The sequence below is a fragment of the Paracoccus alcaliphilus genome, from assembly GCF_028553725.1.
In the GTDB taxonomy this organism is placed as follows: Bacteria; Pseudomonadota; Alphaproteobacteria; order Rhodobacterales; family Rhodobacteraceae; genus Paracoccus; species Paracoccus alcaliphilus.
The window spans coordinates 1,496,427-1,518,541 of the sequence record NZ_CP067124.1; the positions used below are offsets into that span (position 1 = coordinate 1,496,427).

The window sequence follows — 22,115 nt, forward strand, 5'->3', positions numbered from 1 at the left end:
GCGCAAGAGGCGTCAATGGGGCGATTCCAAGAAAATGACGCTGATCGGCCGAATATTGAAATAATCTTGCGCGAAATGGCCTAGCGGTCGAATTGCGGCAATGAAATTCGCGCCACCTGTTCGACGATCGGATCGACCGACAGGGGGTGTGCCTCGTCGCAATGATCCTTTGGGTTGCCGATATCCTGCCAGACCCCGGCCTTATAGATTTCCAGCGCGGCGAAACGCGCCTTGTAATCCATCTTGCGGCTGCCCGGCACCCAATAGCCCAGATAGACATAGGGAAGACGCGCGGCGCGGGCGATCTCGACATGGTCGAGGATGATATAGGTGCCAAGGCTGGCCGAGGTCAGCTCGGGCTCATAGAAGCTGTACACAAGGCTCAGCCCGTCATCCAGCACATCGGTCAGGCAGACGGCGGTCAGCCGATCCGTTCTGTTCCCGGCCCTGTCGTCACCGGCATCGCAGCGATATTCGATCACCCGCGTCTTGACCGGGGTTTCCTCGATCATGGCGGCGAATTCGAAGATATCCATATCGGCCATGCCGCCATCGGAATGGCGCTGGTCCAGATAGCGGCGGAACAGTTCATATTGTTCCTCGGTCGCCCAGGCGCTGGTCGCCATCCTGCGGATCGCTGGGTTGCGCTTCATCAGCCGCCGCTGCGTGCGCGAGGGCTGGAAATCCTTTACCCGGATCCGTGCCGACATGCAGGCCACGCAGCTTTCGCAACTGGGCCGGTACAATACATTCTGCGACCGGCGAAAGCCCTGCCGCGACAGGGCGTTGTTCAGCTCGGCCGCGTGTTCGCCCTGCAACGCCGTGAACAGCTTGCGCTCGGCCCGGCCATGCAGATAGGGGCAGGGCTGTGGCGCAGTCACATAGAACTGCGGAGCATGCGGCACAGTATGACGCATCAGGCGTGGGCCTTGTGCAGGGCGGACGGGATGGGTCTCGTCATGCGGGCGTCGGTGCTCCGGTTCTGCATCGCCGTTGTGGTGAATTGAGCAAAGCCTAGCAACGAATCACAGGCAGGCCAAGCGCGGAAAGACCTGCCGCGCCTCCCATTTCAGTCGTAGTTAACGCAGCCGCCGCCAAAGGCCGACTTGCGGGGAATTGACGGGTGACCGGCATCGGCTACTGTGACCGGCATGAGCTTTGCCGACCGCATCACCCGCTGTCCCTTGCCGCTTGATGCGGTCCGCGCCCGGTCCGTCACGGATCGGTTTCCCGCCTTGCCGCAGCCTCTGCGCGACCTGATCGCGGGGGCGGCCGGAACCAGCCCCTATCTGACCGGCCTGCTGGAGCGAGAGGCCGAATGGCTGCCCGGCGCGCTGGATCACGACGATGTGGTGGCCCGCGAAACCGCCGGGTTTCAGGATCTGGATGCGACCGATCTGGGCGTGGCGCTGCGCCGGGCCAAGCGCCGGGTGGCGCTGCTGGCCGGGCTGGCCGATCTGGGCGGCGTCTGGCCGCTGGAGCAGGTGACCGGCGCGCTGTCCGATCTGGCCGACCGGGCGGTGGATCTGGCCTTGCGGGCGCATCTGGCGCATGAGATCCGGCGCGGCAAGCTGCCCGCGACCGAGGCCGATGCAGGCGGCATCTTCGCGCTGGCGATGGGCAAGGGCGGCGCGCGCGAGCTCAATTACAGCTCGGATATCGACCTGATCGTGCTTTACGACGATGCAGCCTATGCCCCCGACGACCAGCACGTGGCCCGCGCGGCGCTGATCCGGGCCACGCGCAAGATGGCGGCGACCCTGTCGGATGTGACCGCGCATGGCTATGTCTTTCGCACCGATCTGCGGCTGCGCCCCGATCCGTCGGTCACGCCGGTCTGCATCTCGGCCTCTGCCGCGCTGTCCTATTACGAGGCCGAGGGCCGTACATGGGAACGCGCCGCCTATATCAAGGCCCGCCCCTGCGCGGGCGATATCGAGGCCGGGCACCGTTTCCTGCGTGAAATGCGCCCCTTCATCTGGCGCAAGCATCTGGATTTCGCCGCCATTCAGGACGCCCACGACATGCGGCTGCGGATCCGCGAACACAAAGGTCTGGGCGGGCGGCTGGAACTGGCCGGGCACAACATGAAGCTGGGACGCGGCGGCATCCGCGAGATCGAGTTCTTCACCCAGACCCGGCAATTGATCGCGGGCGGGCGCGACCCCGATCTGCGCTGCCGCGATACCGTCGGCGGTCTGGCGGCGCTGGCCGCCAAGGGGTGGATCCCGCCCGAGGCGGCCCGTGAACTGACCGCGCATTACCGCGAACATCGCGACATCGAACACCGCATCCAGATGGTCAACGACGCCCAGACCCATTGCCTGCCCAGGGATCACGAGGGCCTGCGCCAGATCGCCGCGATGATGGCGGAATCCGACACCGACGCATGGTGCGCCCGGCTGACGACGCGGTTGGAACGTGTCCACGAACTGACCGAATCCTTCTTTGCCCCCGGAGAGGTCGCCGAACGTCCCGACCTGTCGGACGAGGCCCGCGCCACCATCGACCGCTGGCCGTCCTATCCGGCGCTGCGCTCGAACCGGGCGCAACAGATCTTTCGCCGGGTCGAGCCTGAACTGTTGGCCCGCATGGCCCGCGCCGGTCATCCCGACGAGGCGCTGGCGCGTTTCGACGCCTTTCTGTCCGGCCTGCCCGCCGGGGTGCAGCTTTTCGCGTTGTTCGAGGCCAATCCGCAGCTGATCGAGCTGATCGTCGATATCTGCGGCACGGCGCCGGCGCTGGCGGGCTATCTCGCGCGGCATTCGGCGGTGCTGGATGCGGTGCTGGGCGGCAGCTTCTTTGCGCCATGGCCCGGCGTGGCGGGGCTGCGCGAACAGGTGACGCAGGCGATGGAGGCTGCGCTGAACGCGCCGGGCGGCGGTTACGAGCGGGCGCTGGATGCCGGGCGGCGATGGGCGCATGAATGGCATTTCCGCATCGGTGTGCATCACCTGCGCGGCCTGATCGACGCCGACGAGGCCGCGCTGCAATATGCGGATCTGGCCGAGGCCAGCATTGCCGCGCTGTTTCCCGTCACGACCGCGGAATTCGCCCGCAAACACGGGGCGCCGCCGGGACGTGGCGCGGTGGTTGTGGGCATGGGCTCGCTGGGTGCGCGGCAGCTGAACGCGCGGTCGGATCTGGATCTGATCGTGATCTATGACGCCGCCGGTGCCGACAGTTCCGACGGGCCGAAGCCGCTGGCCGCGCGGCCCTATTACGCGCGGCTGACGCAGGCGATGATCACGGCGGTCTCGGCCCCCACGGCGGAAGGGCGGCTTTACGAGGTCGATATGCGGCTGCGCCCCTCGGGGCGGCAGGGGCCGGTGGCGACCTCGATCCAGAGCTTTCGCGACTATCAGATGAGCGAAGCATGGACATGGGAGCATCTGGCGCTGACCCGCGCCCGCGTCGTCGCCTGTGCGGGCGATCAGGGGCTGGAACTGGCCAATGAGGTCGAGGCCCTGCGGCTGGAGGTCTTGCAGCAACGCGGCAGCGACGGGCGCGTGATGCCGGATCTGGCGCAGATGCGGGCACGGCTGTTTGCCGCCCGGGCCACGGATAATCCGTTCGAGGCCAAGGCCGGGCCGGGGCGGTTGCAGGATATCGACCTGCTGGCGCAATCCTGCGCGCTGAGGGTGGCTGAACCGTCGCGCCGCAGCCTGACGCAATTGCGGGCCGGGCGGCGGGGCGGGTTGCTCAGCGCCCAGCAGGCCGACACGCTGTCTTCGGTTCAGCGTCTGCTGTGGCGGCTTCATGCCTCGGCGCGGCTGCTGACCGAGGGGCGGCTGGATCTGGACGCCATCGGGCGCGGCGGGCAGGAGTTCCTGCTGCGGGAAACCGGCATGGCGGATCTGGACGCCTTGCGTGTCGGGCTTGAGCAAAGGATCGCGCAATCCGCCGCGCTGATCGAATCGCTCATGCCCGAGCCGCCCGAGGCTGGGGCAGCGTGACCTCGGCCAGCCGCAGCCGGGGCTTTGCGGGATTGTCCGCATCGGCGGGCGATGCGCCGTCGGCGATGTCCTCTGTGCGCTCGGTCAGGCTGATCCCGCCGATCTGACCAAGAACCGGCAGGGATACCATATCGGGCGCGGGGCTGGCGGTTTCCTCGGCCACATCGAACAGGCCATGCGCGGTCTTGTCCCAATAGAAGGGCTTGAACACGACCTCATAGATGGCCTTCCAGCCCGCCACACAGCCAAGCGGAAAGTACAGATGCATCGTCGGCACCCATGCCAGCAGATGCCGGTGCTTGGCACCGCTGACCGCCCACATGCCGACGATGATGCCAAGGATCTCGGCGCTGACGAACAGCGCGAACAGGGTCAGCCCCGCCTGCGCGCCCGGCAGGGCCGCTGCGGTCGCGCTCAGCGGATGGGGCAGGGCGAAGGCCAGCAGCCAGAAGCTCCACAGCAGGGGGGCCAGCAGATATTGCGACAGGCTGCCGAAGAACTGGACCTGAAACGCCAGAAAACGCAGCGGTCCCAGATCGCGCCACAGTGCCACCGGGTTGCGCATATGCACGCCCCAGGTCATCGCATAGCCCTTGAGCCAGCGAGAACGTTGCTTGATCCAGGGCAGGACGCGGCAATTCGCCTCTTCATCGGTGGTGGTGTCCAGAATCTCGGTCCGCCAGCCGCGCCGGGCCAGCCGCACGCCCAGATCGGCATCCTCGGTGACGTTCCAGGCGTCCCAGGCATCGACGGCCTCCAGCGCGGCGCGGCGGAAGAACAGCGTCGTGCCGCCAAGAGGCACCACCAGCCCCATCCGCGCCACACCGGGCAGCAGCACCCGGAACCATGTCGCGTATTCGATGGTAAAGCAGCGCGCCAGCCAGTTGCTGCGCGGATTGTAGTAATCCAGCGCCCCTTGCAGGCAGGCCACGTCGTCGGGCGCGAAATGAAAGCGCCGGGCGACCTTGTGCAACTGGTCGGGATCGGGCCGGTCCTCGGCGTCCCAGATGCCGACGATCTCTCCGCGGCAGAAATTCAGCGCATAGTTCAGCGCCCGCGGCTTGGTCTGGATCGGTCCGTCCGGCACCTCGATCACCCGCAGCCAATGGGGCAGGCGGGCATCGCGCAGCGCCTCGCGCGTCACCTCGTCGCTGACCTCGACCACCAGAAGGATATCAGTCAGTTCGCGCGGATAGGTCAGCCGCGCCAGTCGCGCGACCAGCTTGCCCGCGACATCGCTTTCGCGAAACAGCGGCACCATGACCGAGATCAGCGGCAGGGGCGCGGTCATTTCGGGCGCGTGCAACCGACCCTCGGCGATGGCCTGACGGCTGCGGGCATCCTCGGCACGGGCGCGGCGGGTGGCGATGGCGGCCAGCAGCTTCAGCGCCGACTGACACAGCAGCGCCAGCACTGCCCATGCGGTCAGCGCCGACAGCACCGCGATCGGTGCCAACCACAGCCCCAGCACGGTCAGCGCGATCAGCAGGGCGGCAAGGCGGCCGCTGCGCGCCTCGTTACGGGTGCGGCAGCTCTCGACCGGTGACACGCGGTTCTCGGCGCGGCGGATCAGGGCGGTGCGGCGACTGGCCAGAACCGCCTGCTGCGCCTGCTCCTCGCTGCACAGCAACATGCGGATGGTGCCGAATTCCGCCGGCAGACGCGGCAGCAGCGCCGCAAAGCGTTCCGGCCGGGCGGTCGCGATCCAGGTCACGCCGCCGATCCGCCGCCAGGGCAGGATCGCCTCGGCCAGACAGAAATCGGCCCCCGCCGCATCGATCAGGCGCGGGTCGCCGGGCGTCTCGGCAGGGTCCACCGCCGTGGTGCGCCACTGTCGCGACAGCGCACGGCTGAGGGCGGCGGGCGTGACCCAGCCATGGGTCAGCAGGATCTGCCCCAGCCGCACATTCTGCCGCTGCCGCATGACCGAGGCCTTCAGCAGATTGGCCGGATCGACCGCCCCGTCTTCCAGCAATATCTGGCCCAGAGGTCGCTGGTTGCGTGGCGCCAGCGCAGGCCCGATCAGCCGCGAGGGTGCGGCGCGCGCGTCGATCTGTTCGGCCGCGGGCGCGGAGTCCTGATTGCGATATGCTGTCTGTGCCATGGGGCGATCCCTTCCGAGTCGCCCCTTGCTGGCATGGATGCGGTTAACAAGCGGTTAAGCCGGATGACTTAAACGCGCCGCCCCCGCATGGAATCGACGAAACGGCGGAACAGATACAGGCTGTCCTGCGGGCCGGGCGTTGCTTCGGGGTGATGTTGCACCGAAAAGATCGGCCGGTCCTCGACCCGGATGCCGCAATTGCTGCCGTCGAACAGGCTGACATGGGTTTCGACCACGCCTTCGGGCAGGGACTGCGAATCAACCGCAAAGCCGTGGTTCATCGAGGTGATCTCGACCTTACCGCTTTCGACATCGCGGACCGGGTGGTTGGCGCCGTGATGGCCGTGGCTCATCTTGACGGTCTGCGCCCCCAGCGCCAGCGCCAGCATCTGATGGCCCAGACAGATGCCAAAGATCGGCAGATCGCGCTTCAGCAACTCCTGGATCATCGGCACCGCATATTCGCCGGTCGCCGCCGGATCGCCGGGGCCGTTCGACAGGAACACGCCTTCGGGCTGATGCGCCAGAACCTCTTCGGCGGTGGCGGTGGCGGGCAGCACGGTCACATCGGCGCCATGCGACACCAGAGAACGCAGGATATTGCGCTTGGCGCCGTAATCCAGCGCGACGACCTTGAACGGCTTGCCCTCGGGCGAGGTGCCAAAGCCCTTGCCCCATTCCCAGCCGCCCTGATCCCAATGATAGCTCTGGGCGCAGCTGACCTCTTTGGCCAGATCCAGCCCCACCAGCCCGGACCAGTCGCGGGCGCGGGCGATCATCGCCTCGATATCGAAATTCCCTTCGGGATCATGGGCCAGAACGACATGCGGCGCGCCCTGCTGCCGGATCGCGCGGGTCAGGCGGCGGGTGTCGATGCCGCCGATTCCGATCCGCCCGCGCCGCTCCATCCAGCCCACCAGATCACCGGCCGCGCGCCAGTTCGACGGCTCGGTCGGGTCCCAGCGCACGACGATGCCGCTGGCGACGGGCTCGGCGGCCTCGTCATCCTCGGGCGTGACGCCGGTGTTGCCGATATGGGGGAAGGTGAAGGTGACGACCTGGCTGGCATAGGACGGATCGGTCATGATCTCCTGATAGCCGGTCATCGCGGTGTTGAACACCAGCTCGGCCACGACGTCGCCCGTGGCTCCGAAGCCCTGGCCGTAAAAGACGGTCCCGTCGGCAAGCGCAAGGCAGGCGGTCGGTTTCATGGCCATGTGGCACCTCTGTCTGAAAATCAGCCGGTGAATAGGGGGCGCGCGGTCCAAGGTCAAGACGCCGCCCCGGCTTGAAACCATGCCGTGCCCCGCTTACATCGCGAGACCTGACCCGTTCGGGCCGGAACGACATCCCGAAAGGAGCGCGTCATGGAACTGAAGGCAAGGCTGCAAGCCGCCACCAAAGAGGCGATGAAGGCACGCCAGACGGAACGTCTGTCCACCTTGCGCCTGATCGCCGCCGCCATCAAGGACCGCGAAATCGCCGCCCGCGCCGAGGGGGCCGAGGATGGCAGCCTTGGCGATGCCGACCTGATCGCGATCCTGTCGAAGATGGTCAAGCAGCGCCAGGAATCGGCCAAAGCCTATGAAGAGGGCGGGCGGCTGGAACTGGCGGAAAAGGAACAGGCCGAGATCGCCCTCATCCAGGAATACCTGCCCCGGCAACTGGACGCGGCAGAAACCGCCGCCGCCATCGACAAGGCGATCGCGGATCTGGGCGCCGACAGCATCCGCGACATGGGCCGGGTGATGGCAGAGCTTCGCAACCGCCATGCCGGACAGATGGATTTCGGCGCCGTCGGCCCGATGGTCAAGACCCGCCTGCTGAACTGATCGCGCACCTCCTGCGTTATCCCCGCAGGAGGTGACCCCATGCCCGCACAATCCAAGGCCCAGCAACGCGCCGCAGGTGCCGCCCTTTCCGCCAAGCGCGGCGAGACGAAGGCCGGCGACCTCAAGGGCGCATCAAAGGACATGTATGACAGCATGTCCGAATCAGAGCTCGAGGAACTGGCCGCGACCGACCACGACCAACTTCCCGAACACAAAACCCCGGACTGACCCCGCCAATAGGGCGCCCGGCACCCCTTCGCACTCCTGAAAAATACCTCGGGGGGTTGCCGGATGGTGCGCCACTGGTTCGAGAACCAGCCGGCGACGGGCGAGGCGCCCCCGGCCATCGCGGGACGCAAACGCACGCGCCCCTATCGCAGCGCCACCAGCCGCTGCTGCAACTCACCCAGCAACTGCCGCCGCTCTTCCGGCGTCAGAAACCCGCCCAGTTCGATCTCGCGTTTGCCGTCGCTCAGCGTCAGATAATCTTCGACCGGGCCTGGCCGCAGCATGGCGCGCACCCAATAGGTGTTGGTCTCCCATTCGCGCGGCGGCTGGCCGGGATCGGTCCGGCGCAGATACAGCCGCGAAGCCGACAGCCTCAGTTCCTCGCGCGTCTCTCCGCTGCGATAGCTGTGCTGCAACGCCAGCCAGATGCCGACAACGGCCAGCACCTCGAAGGGCAACAGCCCCCACAGCGCGCTGCTGCCCAGCAGCGCCACCATCGGCAGCCCCAGCAGCACGGCGGTCACGCCGATGAACCAGACGAAACCGCGCCGGGGCAGCGAACGATAGGGCCACAGCAGCAGCCGATGTGAAACGGCCCCGGAAACATCCGGGGCCGTCTCTGTCCATTGATAAGGCATGGCCTGACCTTAATGCGCGTGGCTGCGGTCCCAGTCCTCGCGCTTGGGCAGTTGCTCGAAGGTATGCTCCGGCGGGGGCGAGGTCAGGGTCCATTCCAGCGTATCGGCATGCTCGTTCCAATAGTTGTTCTCGGTCACGCGCTTGCCCGCGAACAGGGTGTAGAACACGATGCCGATGAAGAACAGGAACGAGGCGAAGGACAGATAGGCGCCAAGCGAGCTGATATTGTTCCAGACCGCATATTCGACCGGATAGTCGATGTAACGGCGCGGCATCCCCTGACGGCCCAGGAAGTGCTGCGGGAAGAAAGTCAGGTTCGCACCGATGAACATCATCCAGAAATGCAGCTTGCCCGCCCATTCCGGATATTGCCGGCCCGACATCTTGCCGATCCAGTAATAGACACCGGCGAAGATCCCGAAGACCGCGCCAAGCGACATCACATAGTGGAAATGCGCCACAACGTAATAGGTGTCGTGGTAAACGCGGTCCAGCGGCGCCTGCGACAGCACCACGCCGGTCACGCCGCCGACGGTGAACAGGAACAGAAAGCCGAAGGCCCAGAGCATCGGCGTCTTGAACTCGACCGAACCGCCCCACATCGTCGCGATCCAGCTGAAAACCTTGATGCCGGTGGGCACGGCGATGGTCATCGTGGCCAGCATGAAATAGGCCTGCTGGGTCAGCGACATGCCGACGGTGTACATGTGGTGCGCCCAGACGACGAAGCCCAGCACCCCGATCGCCGCCATGGCCAGCACCATCGGCAGGTAACCGAAGATCGGCTTCTTCGAAAAGGTGGCGATGACATGGCTGATGATGCCGAAGCCGGGCAGGATGATGATATACACTTCCGGGTGGCCGAAGAACCACAGGATATGCTGATACAGGATCGGGTCACCGCCACCGGCGGGGTTGAAGAAGTTGGTGCCGAAATTGCGGTCCATCAGCAGCATGGTGATGGCACCGGCCAGCACCGGCAGCGCCAACAGGATCAGCCATGCGGTGATGAAGACCGACCAGGCGAACAGCGGCACCTTGAACAGCGTCATGCCGGGGGCGCGCATGTTCAGGAAGGTGGTGATGATGTTGATCGCGCCCAGAATGGACGAGGCACCCGAGACGTGGACGGCGAAGATCGCCAGATCCATCGAATAGCCGCCCTCGTTGGTGGACAGCGGCGGATAAAGCACCCAGCCCACGCCGGAACCCAGCTGCTCGGACCCGCCGGGGGCGAACAGCGACGAGATGCCAAGCGCCACACCCGCGACATACATCCAATAGGACAGGTTGTTCAGCCGCGGAAAGCTCATGTCCGGGGCGCCCAGATGCAGCGGCATGAAATAGTTGCCGAAGCCCCCGAACAGCGCCGGAATCACCACGAAGAACATCATCAGCACCCCGTGATAGGTGATCATGACGTTCCACAGATGGCCGTTGGGGGTGCATTCCGCCGATGCGTCGGCGATCAGGCGCGCGCCTTCAAGGCACATGTATTGCACACCCGGATGTTGCAGCTCCATCCGCATATAGACGGTGAAGGCGACCGAAATCAGGCCGACCACACCCGCCGTGAACAGATAGAGGATGCCGATGTCCTTGTGATTGGTGGACATGAACCAGCGGGTGAAGAACCCGCGTTGGTCGTGATGGTCATCGTGGCCATGAGCGGCTGCGTCTGCCATACCCGAACTCCTCAGATATACTTATCCGGTCCGGCAGACCGGCTTTTCCCTGCATTCTTACTAGACCAGCCGGATCGGAGCGGCAATGCCCTATAGGGTTGAGACCGGGCAGCGGTCAGCGCGGCTCGCAAGGCCCTTGTCCCGACCGTTCCGGCGGGGCGATCAGCGCGCGGCGGCCTGTTCTGGCAGGCCAAGTCTGGCAGGAATGGCCAAAGCTGTCACGATCTCGACCACCCTGCCGCCGGCGCCCGGCCTGCGTTATTCTGCCGCAGGTGGCTTCCGGCGTTACCTTGCGCGAGGGCTGTCGATTCGGCTGGTGATCCGGGTGGTCGGGCCCATTTTCGCGCCATCCGCGTCAGGGAAAATGCGCCCCAAAGCTGTCCTTCAGCGCCAGATCCAGATCCGCCATGCCGACCGGCAGGCCCAGATCGACCAGACTGGTGACGCCGTGGCCGCTGATTCCGCAAGGCACGATCCCGGCGTAATGCGTCAGATCCGGTTCGACATTGATCGAGATGCCGTGAAAGCTGACCCATCTGCGCAGCTTGACCCCGATCGCCGCGATCTTGTCCTCTCTGCCCGCGCCGTCGGGCAGGGGGGGCTTGTCGGGGCGCGCCACCCAGACGCCGACCCGGCCCTCGCGAATCTCTCCGGTCAGGTTGAACCGCGACAGGGCGTCGATCACCCATGCCTCCAGGCCGGCGACGAAGGCACGGATGTCGCGGCCGCGCCGGTTCAGATCCAGCATGACATAGACGATGCGTTGCCCCGGCCCGTGATAGGTATATTGCCCGCCGCGCCCCGCCGCATGGACGGGAAAGCGCGCCTCCAGCAGATCGGCGGGCTTCGCGCTGGTCCCGGCGGTATAGAGCGGGGGATGCTCGACCAGCCAGATCAGTTCATCGGCGTCACCGGCGCCAATCGCGGCCACGCGCGCCTCCATGAAGGCCAGCGCCTCGTCATAGCCGGTCAGGCCGTCGCTGATGATCCATTCCACCATGCCCGGGATCTGGCCCCATATCCGGCCCGCGTCAAGATGCAGGTGCAGAGGCGGCAAGAAACCCCTTTTCATTTCCGGGCACCTATTATATCAGGCGCGCACTGCCCGGATGCGGTCGTGGCGGAATTGGTAGACGCGCAGCGTTGAGGTCGCTGTTCCTTAACCGGAGTGGAAGTTCGAGTCTTCTCGACCGCACCATCTTGACCTGAGTAACGACGCGATATCAGCGCATTATGCTTCCGGTTGGGTTTTCAGCCCCCCTTTCAGTCCACCCTTCGGCGCGCGCCTGACTGCGTGTGGGGGTGCAGTAAAGGCGCGACAGCAACCATACGCCCCAAGCCTCCCCCGGCATCCCCTCGATCAGAACAGGGGGTGGCTCATGGGGGGCTATTGAGGCAGAGGGGCGGGGCAAAAATCGGGCGCGCGGGCCGCCCGCTCGTCTTCCCCTTGGGCGGCTCAAAAATTTTTCCCATTTTTTGTGGACGATGCACTTTGGAGGCACATCATGCCGGAGGCGGGAATGAGCGACGAAACACAAGCGTCCGCATTGGGGCTATTCAACTACGCCCATGGTTACTGGGTCTCTGCGGCTGTACTCGAAAAATCTCACAGCGAAGTCTCCCACCATGCCGCCCAGCAGGACAGCCATCGTGAACTGCGCCACCACATCTGCATCGGTGCGCTGAAGCCGCGAAAGCAAGATGCGCTCATAGGCAGAGAACCCGGACCGTTTGAACTGCGGCGCGCAGCTGGCCATCGCCCGCGAACTGACTGGCCGGGCGGCGCCGGATCTGATCCTCGGCAATGTGCGCAGCTGCGTGCCGAATGCGACAGTGCTGCAGAACCTCGCTGCGGCGAAGCTGAAGGATACGCAGGACATCATGTCGGGCGCGTTTCACATTGCCATCGCATGACGAGGCGCGGGTCGCCCCTCCTGCGATTTACTCGATCGGGCGCGAGGAAATGACCGTCTGGTGGGGCGGGAGGCGGCGGGTTGATTGCGGGTCTCAGCCCAATGTGGCGCGGGCGCGGGCGATCAGGTCCTGCATTTCGGACAGACTGATTTCACCGAACAGGGCCTCGTCGCCTGCGATGAAGGTCGGGGTGCCCATCAGGCCCATATGCTCGGCCAGCTCCATCGAGGTGGCGATATGTCGGATGACAGGTTGCGCCTCCATATCCTCGCGCAGCTTCGCCTCGTCCAGCCCGACCCGGCGGGCGACACGCATGACCGATGCTTCGGCGGCGCGGTCCTTCATCCCCATCAGCGCGGCATGGAATTGCCAGTATTTGCCCTGTTGCAGCGATGCCAGAGAGGCGCGGGCAGCGAAATCCGACCCTTCGCCGAACACCGGCACCTCGCGATAGACCACCCGCAGCTGCGGATCGGCCGAGATCAGCCGCTGGATCACCGGCATCATCTTGCGGCAGAAGGGACAGTTGTAGTCGAAGAATTCGGTCAGGGTGATGTCGCCATCGGGGTTGCCCAGAACCGGCGCGGTCGGATCGCGTTCCAGCGCCTGCCGCAATTCCTCGGGCATCGGGTTCGGGCGGTCGGCACCTTGCGACAGGACCGGCAGCGCGGTCAGGCTCAGCGCGGCTCCGCTGGCAAGAAAAAGGCGACGGGTCGGCATGGCGGGTCCTTTCGGCAAGACACCTGTCCCGACCGGGTTAACCCATTCGCCGCGCTTGCGTAAGCCGACCGCCATGGTGGATCGGGTCACGATGGCGTCAGGGGCGGATGGCACGCAGAAGTCCGTTCCCCGACGTTCAGCGCCCCTCGCTTGATCCGCCGGCACTGTGCAGGCGTCACCATTGACCGACGACAGATGTGCGCTGACGCAGCCATATCAAGATCATGAAACGGCCTTCGCGGAAAATCACCTATGCGCCAGAGCCATTTCTCGGCTGCATCCTTTCTGGACGGGGTCAGCCCATGGCAGTAACCCGCAGCGGTTGCGGTCTATTCGGATGTGTATGCACAATGGCGCTACGATCATCAGCGATGGCGCGAAATCCGGCCTTGCCGCATCCTGTGCAACATTGGTCGCAAACCTTGTTGCAATCCCGTCGGCCCGCTGCTTAAGCTGATAGTCGCGCCGAACAACAAGCCGATAACAGGGAGAGCGCTGCTTGCTTGACAATACTCGCGGTGAAGCCTTCGTCGTTTTTGACCATGTGCAGAAAAGTTATGACGGTCAGACCCTTGTGGTCAAAGACCTGAACCTGTCGATCGGCAAGGGCGAATTTCTGACCATGCTCGGGCCGTCCGGTTCGGGCAAGACCACCTGCCTGATGATGCTGGCGGGATTCGAGACCGCCACCCATGGCGAGATCCTGCTGGATGGCCGCCCGATCAATCAGGTGCCGCCGCACAAGCGCGGCATCGGCATGGTATTCCAGAATTACGCGCTGTTTCCGCATATGACGGTGGGAGAGAACCTGTCCTTTCCGCTGGAAGTGCGCGGTCTGGGCAAGGCCGAGCGTGAAAGCCGCGTCAAGAGTGCGCTGGACATGGTGCAGATGGGCAGTTTCATCAGCCGCCGCCCGGCGCAGTTGTCGGGGGGGCAGCAGCAGCGGATCGCGTTGGCGCGGGCGCTGGTCTTTGACCCCAAACTGGTGCTGATGGACGAACCCCTTGGCGCGCTGGACAAGCAGTTGCGCGAACATATGCAGTTTGAAATCAAGGCACTGCATGAACGTCTTGGAATTACCGTGGTCTATGTGACCCATGATCAGGGCGAGGCTCTGACCATGTCGGACCGGGTTGCGGTGTTCAACGATGGCCGCATCCAGCAGCTTGCTCCGCCCGCCGATCTGTATGAACGCCCCGAAAACAGCTTCGTGGCGCAGTTCATCGGCGAGAACAACAAGCTGCCCGGCACCGTCGAAGAGCTGTCGGGCGACAAGGCGCTGGTGCGGCTGGCCAATGGCGAGCTGATCGACGCGACCCCGGTCAATGTGACGCAGAAAGGACAGCAGACGCTGGTTTCGGTGCGTCCCGAGCGGGTCGAGTTCAAGCCCGAGATGATGCCTCCGGGCGCGCATATGATCGAGGCGACGGTGATCGACACGATCTATATGGGCGACATCCTTCGGGCCCGGCTGAGCGTGGCGGGCAACGACGATTTCGTGATGAAGATGCGCAACACGCTGGGTCAGACGCGGCTGGAGCCGGGGCAGAAGATCAGCGTCGGCTGGCACCCCGCGGATGCCCGCGCGCTGGACCCGGTGTAAGACAAGGGGAAGGGCGATGATCTCCCGGATCGTTTCCTGTCCTGTGCCGGTTCCCGCGATCTGCCGCCGCCGTTCCGCCATTCCTTCCGACCGGGCACGAAGCCTGCCCGGCGGATCATCGCCCGCAACCGGGCGGATCAATAAAGACGGCGAAATTGCCGCGATATCATGCAGTTGGAGAAATCTATGAAGAAAACACTTGCCCTCTCGACCGCGCTTGGCCTGATGGCTTCGCCGGGGCTGGCCGATGTGAATCTGCTGTCCTGGGGTGGCGCCTATGGCAACAGCCACCTTGAGGCCTATGTCAAACCCTTCCAGGCCGAGACCGGCAAACGGGTCAGCATGGCCGATGCCGACAACCCGGCCACCCCGATCAAGGCGATGGTCGAGGCCGGGAATGTCAGCGCCGATGTGGCCTCGGTCGAATATGCCGATGCCGTGCGGCTGTGCGACGAGGGGCTGCTGGAGGAAATCGACCCCTCGATTCTGGCCGCCGCGCCGGATGGCACCCCTGCCGAGGATGATTTCATCGAGGGCGCGATCACCGATTGTTTTGTCGCCACGGATGTCTATTCCATGGTGCAGGTCTATGACGACAGCAAGTTCCCCGACGATGCCAAACCGACCTCGCCTGCCGATTTCTTCGACAGTGAGGGCTTTCCGGGCAAACGGACCATGCGCAAGGGCGCCAAGTTCAATCTGGAATTCGCGCTGATGGCCGATGGCGTGCCGGCGGAAGAGGTCTATGACACGCTGGCCACCCCCGAAGGCGTCGATCGCGCCTTTGCCAAGCTGGACACGATCAAGTCCGACGTGATCTGGTGGGAGGCCGGCGCGCAGCCGCCGCAATTGCTGGCCGATGGCGAGGTGTCCATGGCCTATGCCTTCAACGGACGGATTTTCGACGCGGCCCATGGCGAGAACAAGCCCTTCATCATCGTCTGGGACGGCCAGATCTATGAGATGGAAGGCTGGGTGATCCCGAAAGGCGCGCCGAATATCGACGACACGCTGGAGTTCATCACCTGGACCACCTCGGCTGAACCGCAGGCGCGTGCTGCCGAACTCATCAGCTATGGCCCGCCGCGCCGTTCGGCGGCGGCGCTGGTCGGCAATATCGACGGCACCGATTCCCCGATGGGGCCGAACCTGCCGACCTATGAGGAAAACATGACCAATGCGCTGGCCTCGAACCTGGATTTCTGGGTCGATCACGATGCTGAACTGAACGAGCGTTTCAACAGCTGGCTGGCCAACTGATACCTGCGGCGGGCGGCCACGGTCGCCCGCCACGCCCCGTCAGGGGCCACCAATCGCGCCCCGAACGGGGCCATCAGGGCGGCCAATGCGCCGCCAGTCCAACGGGAGGAAACCAAGGTGTCATACACAAGCAGAACGCTGGCCCTGACGACGATCCTTGCCGGGGTCGGCTTTGCCGCCGCCGCGCAAGAGGTCAATGTCGTCTCATGGGGCGGCTCGTACGAGGTCAGCCAGGTCGAGGCCTATAACCGGCCCTTTACCGAAGCGACCGGTATCAAGGTCAACATGATCGCCGCCGACGATCCGGCCTCGCCGCTGAAGACGCAGATCGAGGCACGCAACGTGACCGGCGATGTCTTCGATCTGGCCATGTCTGACGCGATCCGGCTGTGCGATGAAGGCGCGCTGGTCGAGTTCGATCTGGCCGATATGCCCGATGGCGCCGACGGCACCCCCGCGACCGAAGATTTCGTCGAGGGGTCGGTGTCCGACTGCGCGATCGGCAATATCGTCTGGGGCACGGTCATCAGCTTTGACACGACGAAATTTGCCGATGCCGCGCCGCAGACTGCCGCCGATTTCTTCGATACTGAGAACTTCCCCGGCAAACGCGGCCTGCCGAAATCGGCCAAGCGCACGCTCTATCTGGCGCTGATCGCCGATGGCGCCGACGCGGCCGATGTCTATGACCTGCTGGCCACCGAAGAGGGTGTGGACCGCGCCTTTGCCAAGCTGGACCAGATCAAGAACGATGTCGTCTGGTGGGAGGCCGGCGCCCAGCCGGTGCAACTGCTGGCCGACGGAGAGGTGGTGATGACCACCGTCTATAACGGCCGCATCTTCGATGCCATGGTGGGCGAGGGCAAGCCGTTCGAGGTGATCTGGGACGGGCAATATCTGGAAATCAACTCTTTCGTCATCCCCAATGATGCGCCCAACATGGATGCGGCATTGGAATATGTGAAATTCGCGACGGGAACCGAGCCGCTGGCCGGGCAGGCGCGCTATATCAGCTATGGTCCGGTGCGGGTGTCGTCGGCGCCGCTGGTCGGGCTGTATCAGGATGACGAGACCGAGATGGCGCCGCATATGCCCTCGGCGCCCGAGAACATGAAGACGGCGGTGATGGATAATCCCGAATTCTGGGCCGATCACGACGCGGAACTGAGCGAACGCTTCAACAGCTGGCTGGCCGGTTCCTGATCCCAAGACTGACTGCCGCCCCGTCCAACCGGGGCGGCGGATATGAATAAGCCGAGGACCTCCATGTCGAACGCATATGATCCGCATGCCGCCATTGCCACCACCGCATCCGGTGTGGCCGCGCCCCTGACGACAGCTGATGGCAAGCCCTTGGCGCGGGCGCTGGCGCGCAGTCAGGGGCGGGCGCGGCGGCGGGCGTTTCTGCTGGTGCTGCCGCTGCTGGCTTTCATCGTCATCACCTTCGTGGTGCCGATCGGGCAGATGTTGCAGCGGTCGTTCTATAATGACGGGTTCTCGCGCAATATGCCGCAGATCTCGGAATGGTTCGCGGAAAATCCCCGTGGAACCGATCCCGATGACGCCGCATGGGCCGCGCTGGCCGCCGATCTGATGGCGGCGGCCGAGGGGCGCACCATCGGCGTCGTCGGCACCCGGATCAATTACGACGTGCCGGGGACGCGGTCGCTGTTCACCTCGACCGGGCGTCAGGTGCGCAGCGGGATCGAGCCGCCCTATCGTGAGGCGCTGGTCGAGATCAACGAGGCCTGGACCAGCCCCCGGCTGTGGAACGCCATGCGAGAGGCTGCGCGTCCCTTCACCACGAACTTCTACCTTGCCTCGATGGACCGCACGCGGGCCGAGGATGGCAGCATCCAGAAGGTGGCGCCGCAGCAGCAGGTCTATGGCATGCTGTTCATGCGCACCTTCTGGCTGTCGGCGCTGATTACCGCGCTGACCTTTGTGCTGGGCTTTCCGATCGCGCATCTGCTGGCAACGCTGCCGATGCGCAAGTCGAACCTGCTGATGATCCTTGTGCTGCTGCCCTTCTGGACATCGCTTCTGGTGCGAACGACCAGCTGGATGGTGCTGCTGCAACAGCAGGGGGTCATCAACGATATCCTTGTGTGGATGGGGGTGATCGGCGGCGGCCAGAGGTTGCAGATGATCTATAACCAGACCGGCACGATCATCGCCATGACCCATATCCTGCTGCCCTTCATGATCCTGCCGCTGTATTCGGTGATGCGCACGATCAACCCGTCCTATGTGCGGGCGGCGCGGTCGTTGGGGGCGACCAGCTGGACCGCGTTCCGGCGGGTCTATTTCCCGCAGACGCTGCCGGGACTGGGGGCGGGGGCGCTCTTGGTCTTCATCCTTGCCGTGGGTTACTATATCACCCCCGCGCTGGTGGGCGGATCGTCCGGGCAGCTGATTTCCAACATGATCGCCATGCATATGACCGATACGCTGAACTGGTCGATGGCGGCGGCGCTGGCGGCGCTGCTGCTGGCGGCGGTGCTGGTACTGTATTGGGTCTATGACCGCATGGTCGGCATCGACAATCTGAAACTGGGGTGATCAAGATGGCGCTTCCAACCTATGCCAGCCCGCTGGAGAAGATCTGGCACTATGCCTATCTGGTGATCTGCGGGCTGATCTTCTTCTTCCTGATCGCGCCGATCGTGGTGATCATTCCGCTCAGCTTCAATGCCGAGCCCTATTTCACCTTCACCGAGCGGATGCGCAGTTTCGACCCCGACGGTTACAGCCTGCGCTGGTATCGCAGCCTGCTGACCTTCGGCATGCAGAACCCGGGGGCCGAGGGATCGGGCTGGTGGTGGGATGCGTGGAACAATGCCCGCTGGGTGCAGGCGGCGAAGAACTCGGTCATCATCGGGGTGTTCGCGACGATTCTGGCGACGGTTCTGGGCACGCTGGCGGCGCTTGGCCTGTCACGGCCCGAAATGCCGTTCCGCCGCGCGATCATGGCGGTGCTGATCTCGCCCATGATCGTGCCGCTGATCATCACCGCGACGGGGATGTTCTTCTTCTATTCGAACCCCTGCGAGTTGCTGGGGATGGTCGGTCTGCCCAGCAATTGCGGGCGTCTGGCGGGGACCTATCTGGGGGTGATCCTGGCCCATGCGACGCTGGGGATTCCCTTCGTCATCATCACCGTCACCGCGACGCTGGTCGGTTTCGACCAGTCGCTCAACCGTGCGGCGGCGTCGCTGGGGGCGGGGCCGCGACGGACGTTTTTCCGGGTGACCATGCCGCTGATCCTGCCCGGCGTGATCTCGGGGGCGCTGTTCGCCTTCGTGACCTCGTTCGACGAAGTGGTTGCGGTGCTGTTCATTGCCGGTCCCGAGCAACAGACCATCCCGCGGCAGATGTGGAACGGTATCCGCGAGCAGATCAGCCCGGCCATCCTTGCGGTGGCGACGATCCTGGTGCTGTTCTCGATCGCACTGCTGACCACCGTGGAACTGCTGCGGCGCAGGTCCGAGAGGTTGCGGGGGGTGACGCCGCATTGAGCCTGGGTGAAGGCGGCGAGGCCGGGGGCGCTTCGCCCCCCCCGGACCCCCCAGAAGGTATTTGGCAGGAGTGCGAGGGGAGCGTTGGTCTGGGCTTGGTGATGGAGTCAGGGCAGGACGGCGAGCCAGAACCAGATGGTGACGATCGAGAAGGCGGTGCCGACCAGAACCGATGAGGCGGCGACCCGCTTGGCTCGGCCATAGATATTGGCGAAGAGATAGGCGTTCACGCCCGGCGCCATTGCCGCCGTCACCACCGAGGAACGGATGCCCGCGATATCAAGCCCGAAGACCGTTGCCAGTCCCAGCGCGATGGCGGGGTGGATCAGCAGCGAGCAGATGCAGCACATCAGGATCGTCGCCATGTCGCCTTCGGGGCGATAGCGCACCAGCACGCCGCCAAGGCCAAAGAGGGCGGCGGGCAGGGCGGCGCGGGTGATCATGTCGACCGCCGCCCAGAAACCGTTCGGCAGGCTGAGACCGGCGCGCAGCAGCAGATTCATGGCCAGCCCGCTTAGCACGCCGATGACCAGCGGGGTGCGCAACACGCCGGTCAGCGCGCGCAGCGCGATCCTGCCGATGGAAAGGTTGCTGCCGCGGGCGCGGGTGAACTCCATCGCGGTGATGCCGAAGGTATAGAAGAACGGCGAATGCAGCGCGATGATCACCCAGTTTCCGTCCAGCGCGTCGGGACCATAGGCGCGCTCGGTGATCGGGACGCCCAGCAGCAACGTGTTCGAGAACAGGCAGACGAAGCCGATGGCGACGCAATCCTCGGGCGGGCGTTTGAAGAGGAACCGCGCCCCCGCCCAGCCCAGAAGATAGCTGGCAAGTGCCCCGCTGTAGAAGGGCAGAAGCAGCGAAGCGCGGAACTGCGTCCCCAGATCCAGCCGCGACATCGAGGCGAAAAGCAGCGCCGGAACCGCGAAATTCTGGGCGAAATTCATCAGCCCGTCCACGGCGCTTTCGCTGAACCAGCCGCGCCATGTCACGAAATAGCCGAAGCCGAGGATCAGGAAGACCGGCAGGATGATGTCGAAAAGGGCGTTCATGCGGGGCTTGCCGGGGTCATTATCACCATGCCGTCATGGGCGGGGGCGACGTGATCCGGCGTGGCGCCCATCACCCAGTCGTAATCCATGTCGATATGCATATTGGTGATGATCCCACGCCTGGATTGCGCGCGCTCGATCCATTCCAGCGTCAGCGCCAGATGGGCATGGCTGGGATGCGGGTCGGGTCGCAGGGCGTCGCAGATGAAGACCTCGGCCCCTTCGATCAGCGGCCATGCGGCGTCGGGAATGTCCGAGACATCGGGCAGATAGACCAGCCCGCCGATGCGAAAGCCAAGCGCGGTGATGTCGCCATGCTCGACGCGGAAGGGCTGGAATGTGATCTCTCCGCCCGGGCCGTCGATGGTCACCGGCCCCTCGATCAGCGCCAGATCGCAGATCGGCGGATAGCTGGAGCCTTCGGGCGCGGCAAAGACATAGCCGAAACGGGTGGTCAAAGCCTCGGCCGTTTGCCGGTCGGCCCAGAGCGGCATCTTGCGCCGGGCGTTATAGACCAGTTGCCGCAAATCGTCGATGCCGTGGACGTGGTCGGCATGGGGATGGGTATAGATCACCGCATCCAGCGTCGCCACGCCCGCATCCAGCAGTTGCGGCACCAGATCGGGGCCGGTATCGATCAGCACCTGCGTGGTGCCATTTGGCCCCGGCCTTTCGACCAGAAGCGAGCAGCGGCGACGGCGGTTCTTTGGGTTGGCCGGGTCGCAGGCGCCCCAGCGATCACCCAGTCGCGGCACCCCGCCGGACGAGCCGCAGCCGAGAATGGTGCTTCGGATCATGCCGTGGCCCCGGCGGCCTTCCAGAACAGGCGGTCGAAATTGTCCGATGTCAGGCGGGCGAATTCGGCATCGTTCATGCCGAACAGATCCGCGCCGACCCTGGCGGTTTTCGCGACATAGGCGGGCTCGTTGCGTTTGCCGCGATGGGGCGGGGGGGCAAGGAAGGGACTGTCGGTCTCGATCAGGATGCGGTCGCGGGGGGCGGCGGCAAAGATCTCGCGCAGCTCGGTCGAGCGGGGGAAGGCGGCGATGCCGGACATCGACAGATAGAACCCCAGATCCAGCGCCGCGCGGGCCAGATCCGCGCCCGAGGTGAAGCAATGCATCACGCAGGAATAGGCGCCGGCGCGATATTCCTCGGACAGGATGCGGGCCATGTCGTCATCGGCGTTGCGGGCATGAATGATCAGTGGCAGGCGGGTGCGGCGCGCGGCCTCGATATGGATGCGCAGGCTGTCCTGCTGGGCGCGCGCACTGTCGGCGGTATAGTGGTAATCCAGCCCGGTTTCGCCGATGCCGACGAATTTCGGATGCCCGGCCAGCGCGACCAGTTCCTCGACCGTGGCCATGGGTTCGTCGGCGACGCTCATCGGGTGGGTGCCGGCGGCATAGAACACGCCGTCAAAACGATCGGCCAATGCGCGGACCTGCGGTTCCAGCCGCAGTTTCGTGCAGATCGTGACCATGCGGGTGACCCCGGCGGCGCGGGCGCGGGCGATCAGGTCGTCATGTTCGCCGTCGAAATCGGGGAAATCCAGATGACAATGGCTGTCAACGATCGGGGCAGGCGATCCCGTATGGGTCATG

General features: G+C 64.9%; 19 protein-coding genes and 1 tRNA gene. 10 read left to right on the plus strand and 10 right to left on the minus strand.

The window, feature by feature from the left end; all coding sequences use genetic code 11:
- Positions 1-80: 80 nt before the first annotated feature.
- Positions 81-917, minus strand: coding sequence for an arginyltransferase (locus tag JHW40_RS07605; RefSeq protein WP_090611795.1), 837 nt, complete (start codon positions 915-917; stop codon positions 81-83).
- A gap of 234 nt (positions 918-1,151) precedes the next feature.
- Here JHW40_RS07605 and JHW40_RS07610 point away from each other — a divergent pair, with 234 nt between their 5' ends.
- On the plus strand, positions 1,152-3,956 hold the full coding sequence (locus tag JHW40_RS07610) for a [protein-PII] uridylyltransferase family protein (RefSeq protein WP_090611792.1): 2,805 nt from the start codon (positions 1,152-1,154) through the stop codon (positions 3,954-3,956).
- Here JHW40_RS07610 and JHW40_RS07615 read toward each other — a convergent pair.
- Together JHW40_RS07615 and carA are read right to left on the minus strand one after the other, a co-directional pair.
- On the minus strand, positions 3,922-6,060 hold the full coding sequence (locus JHW40_RS07615; protein WP_090611790.1) for a glycosyltransferase: 2,139 nt from the start codon (positions 6,058-6,060) through the stop codon (positions 3,922-3,924). The two genes, JHW40_RS07610 and JHW40_RS07615, sit on opposite strands and share 35 nt — an antisense overlap.
- Positions 6,061-6,128: 68 nt before the next feature.
- Positions 6,129-7,277 carry a glutamine-hydrolyzing carbamoyl-phosphate synthase small subunit gene (gene carA, locus JHW40_RS07620; RefSeq protein WP_090611788.1) on the minus strand — a complete coding sequence of 383 codons (1,149 nt, stop codon included), beginning with the start codon at positions 7,275-7,277 and terminating at the stop codon, positions 6,129-6,131.
- A 150-nt stretch (positions 7,278-7,427) separates the two neighbouring features.
- Here carA and JHW40_RS07625 point away from each other — a divergent pair, with 150 nt between their 5' ends.
- Positions 7,428-7,892 (plus strand): GatB/YqeY domain-containing protein, encoded by a 465-nt coding sequence (locus JHW40_RS07625; protein ID WP_090611785.1) that lies wholly within the window; start codon positions 7,428-7,430, stop codon positions 7,890-7,892.
- Positions 7,893-7,931: 39 nt separating this feature from the next.
- Entirely contained in the window at positions 7,932-8,120 is a 189-nt protein-coding gene (locus JHW40_RS07630) for a DUF3008 family protein (protein WP_090611784.1), read from the plus strand.
- Positions 8,121-8,263: 143 nt separating this feature from the next.
- Here JHW40_RS07630 and JHW40_RS07635 read toward each other — a convergent pair whose 3' ends face one another.
- The 3 genes from JHW40_RS07635 to lipB form a co-directional block, all read right to left on the minus strand.
- Complete coding sequence (locus JHW40_RS07635; protein ID WP_090611781.1) at positions 8,264-8,758, minus strand: DUF2244 domain-containing protein; 495 nt, start codon at positions 8,756-8,758, stop codon at positions 8,264-8,266.
- Positions 8,759-8,767: 9 nt separating this feature from the next.
- Positions 8,768-10,444, minus strand: a complete 1,677-nt coding sequence (gene ctaD / locus JHW40_RS07640) for a cytochrome c oxidase subunit I (protein ID WP_090611779.1) — start codon at positions 10,442-10,444, stop codon at positions 8,768-8,770.
- Between the two features lie 355 nt (positions 10,445-10,799).
- On the minus strand, positions 10,800-11,444 hold the full coding sequence (gene lipB / locus JHW40_RS07645) for a lipoyl(octanoyl) transferase LipB (RefSeq protein WP_090611860.1): 645 nt from the start codon (positions 11,442-11,444) through the stop codon (positions 10,800-10,802).
- A 111-nt stretch (positions 11,445-11,555) separates the two neighbouring features.
- Here lipB and JHW40_RS07650 point away from each other — a divergent pair.
- Both JHW40_RS07650 and JHW40_RS07655 read left to right on the plus strand, forming a co-directional pair.
- Positions 11,556-11,642, plus strand: a tRNA-Leu gene (locus tag JHW40_RS07650).
- Between the two features lie 533 nt (positions 11,643-12,175).
- A complete protein-coding gene (locus JHW40_RS07655; RefSeq protein WP_090611776.1) occupies positions 12,176-12,358 on the plus strand; it encodes a hypothetical protein in 183 nt (60 codons plus the stop codon).
- Between the two features lie 93 nt (positions 12,359-12,451).
- On the opposite strand, the gene JHW40_RS07660 is transcribed toward JHW40_RS07655, so the two are convergent.
- Positions 12,452-13,078 (minus strand): DsbA family protein, encoded by a 627-nt coding sequence (locus JHW40_RS07660; RefSeq protein WP_090611775.1) that lies wholly within the window; start codon positions 13,076-13,078, stop codon positions 12,452-12,454.
- A 499-nt stretch (positions 13,079-13,577) separates the two neighbouring features.
- Here JHW40_RS07660 and JHW40_RS07665 point away from each other — a divergent pair, with 499 nt between their 5' ends.
- The 5 genes from JHW40_RS07665 to JHW40_RS07685 all read left to right on the plus strand — a co-directional run bounded on the left by JHW40_RS07665 (position 13,578) and on the right by JHW40_RS07685 (position 19,459).
- Positions 13,578-14,681, plus strand: a complete 1,104-nt coding sequence (locus JHW40_RS07665) for an ABC transporter ATP-binding protein (RefSeq protein ID WP_090611772.1) — start codon at positions 13,578-13,580, stop codon at positions 14,679-14,681.
- Between the two features lie 186 nt (positions 14,682-14,867).
- Entirely contained in the window at positions 14,868-15,941 is a 1,074-nt protein-coding gene (locus JHW40_RS07670) for an ABC transporter substrate-binding protein (RefSeq protein WP_090611858.1), read from the plus strand.
- A gap of 117 nt (positions 15,942-16,058) precedes the next feature.
- A complete protein-coding gene (locus JHW40_RS07675; RefSeq protein WP_244519172.1) occupies positions 16,059-17,144 on the plus strand; it encodes an ABC transporter substrate-binding protein in 1,086 nt (361 codons plus the stop codon).
- A gap of 63 nt (positions 17,145-17,207) precedes the next feature.
- Positions 17,208-18,503: an ABC transporter permease gene (locus JHW40_RS07680; RefSeq protein ID WP_090611771.1), complete on the plus strand. Its 1,296-nt coding sequence runs from the start codon at positions 17,208-17,210 to the stop codon at positions 18,501-18,503.
- A 5-nt stretch (positions 18,504-18,508) separates the two neighbouring features.
- The gene (locus JHW40_RS07685) at positions 18,509-19,459 is read left to right on the plus strand and encodes an ABC transporter permease (RefSeq protein ID WP_090611853.1); all 951 of its coding nucleotides are present in this window, start codon (positions 18,509-18,511) and stop codon (positions 19,457-19,459) included.
- Between the two features lie 107 nt (positions 19,460-19,566).
- Here JHW40_RS07685 and JHW40_RS07690 read toward each other — a convergent pair whose 3' ends face one another.
- Genes JHW40_RS07690 through JHW40_RS07700 form a run of 3 tightly spaced genes read right to left on the minus strand, consistent with a single transcriptional unit; the run spans position 19,567 to position 22,114 of the window.
- Positions 19,567-20,511, minus strand: a complete 945-nt coding sequence (locus tag JHW40_RS07690; RefSeq protein ID WP_090611768.1) for an AEC family transporter — start codon at positions 20,509-20,511, stop codon at positions 19,567-19,569.
- Entirely contained in the window at positions 20,508-21,308 is an 801-nt protein-coding gene (locus JHW40_RS07695; RefSeq protein WP_090611765.1) for an MBL fold metallo-hydrolase, read from the minus strand. The genes JHW40_RS07690 and JHW40_RS07695 overlap by 4 nt, the downstream gene beginning before the upstream one ends.
- Positions 21,305-22,114: a TatD family hydrolase gene (locus JHW40_RS07700; RefSeq protein ID WP_090611763.1), complete on the minus strand. Its 810-nt coding sequence runs from the start codon at positions 22,112-22,114 to the stop codon at positions 21,305-21,307. The genes JHW40_RS07695 and JHW40_RS07700 overlap by 4 nt, the downstream gene beginning before the upstream one ends.
- Position 22,115 lies beyond the last annotated feature (1 nt).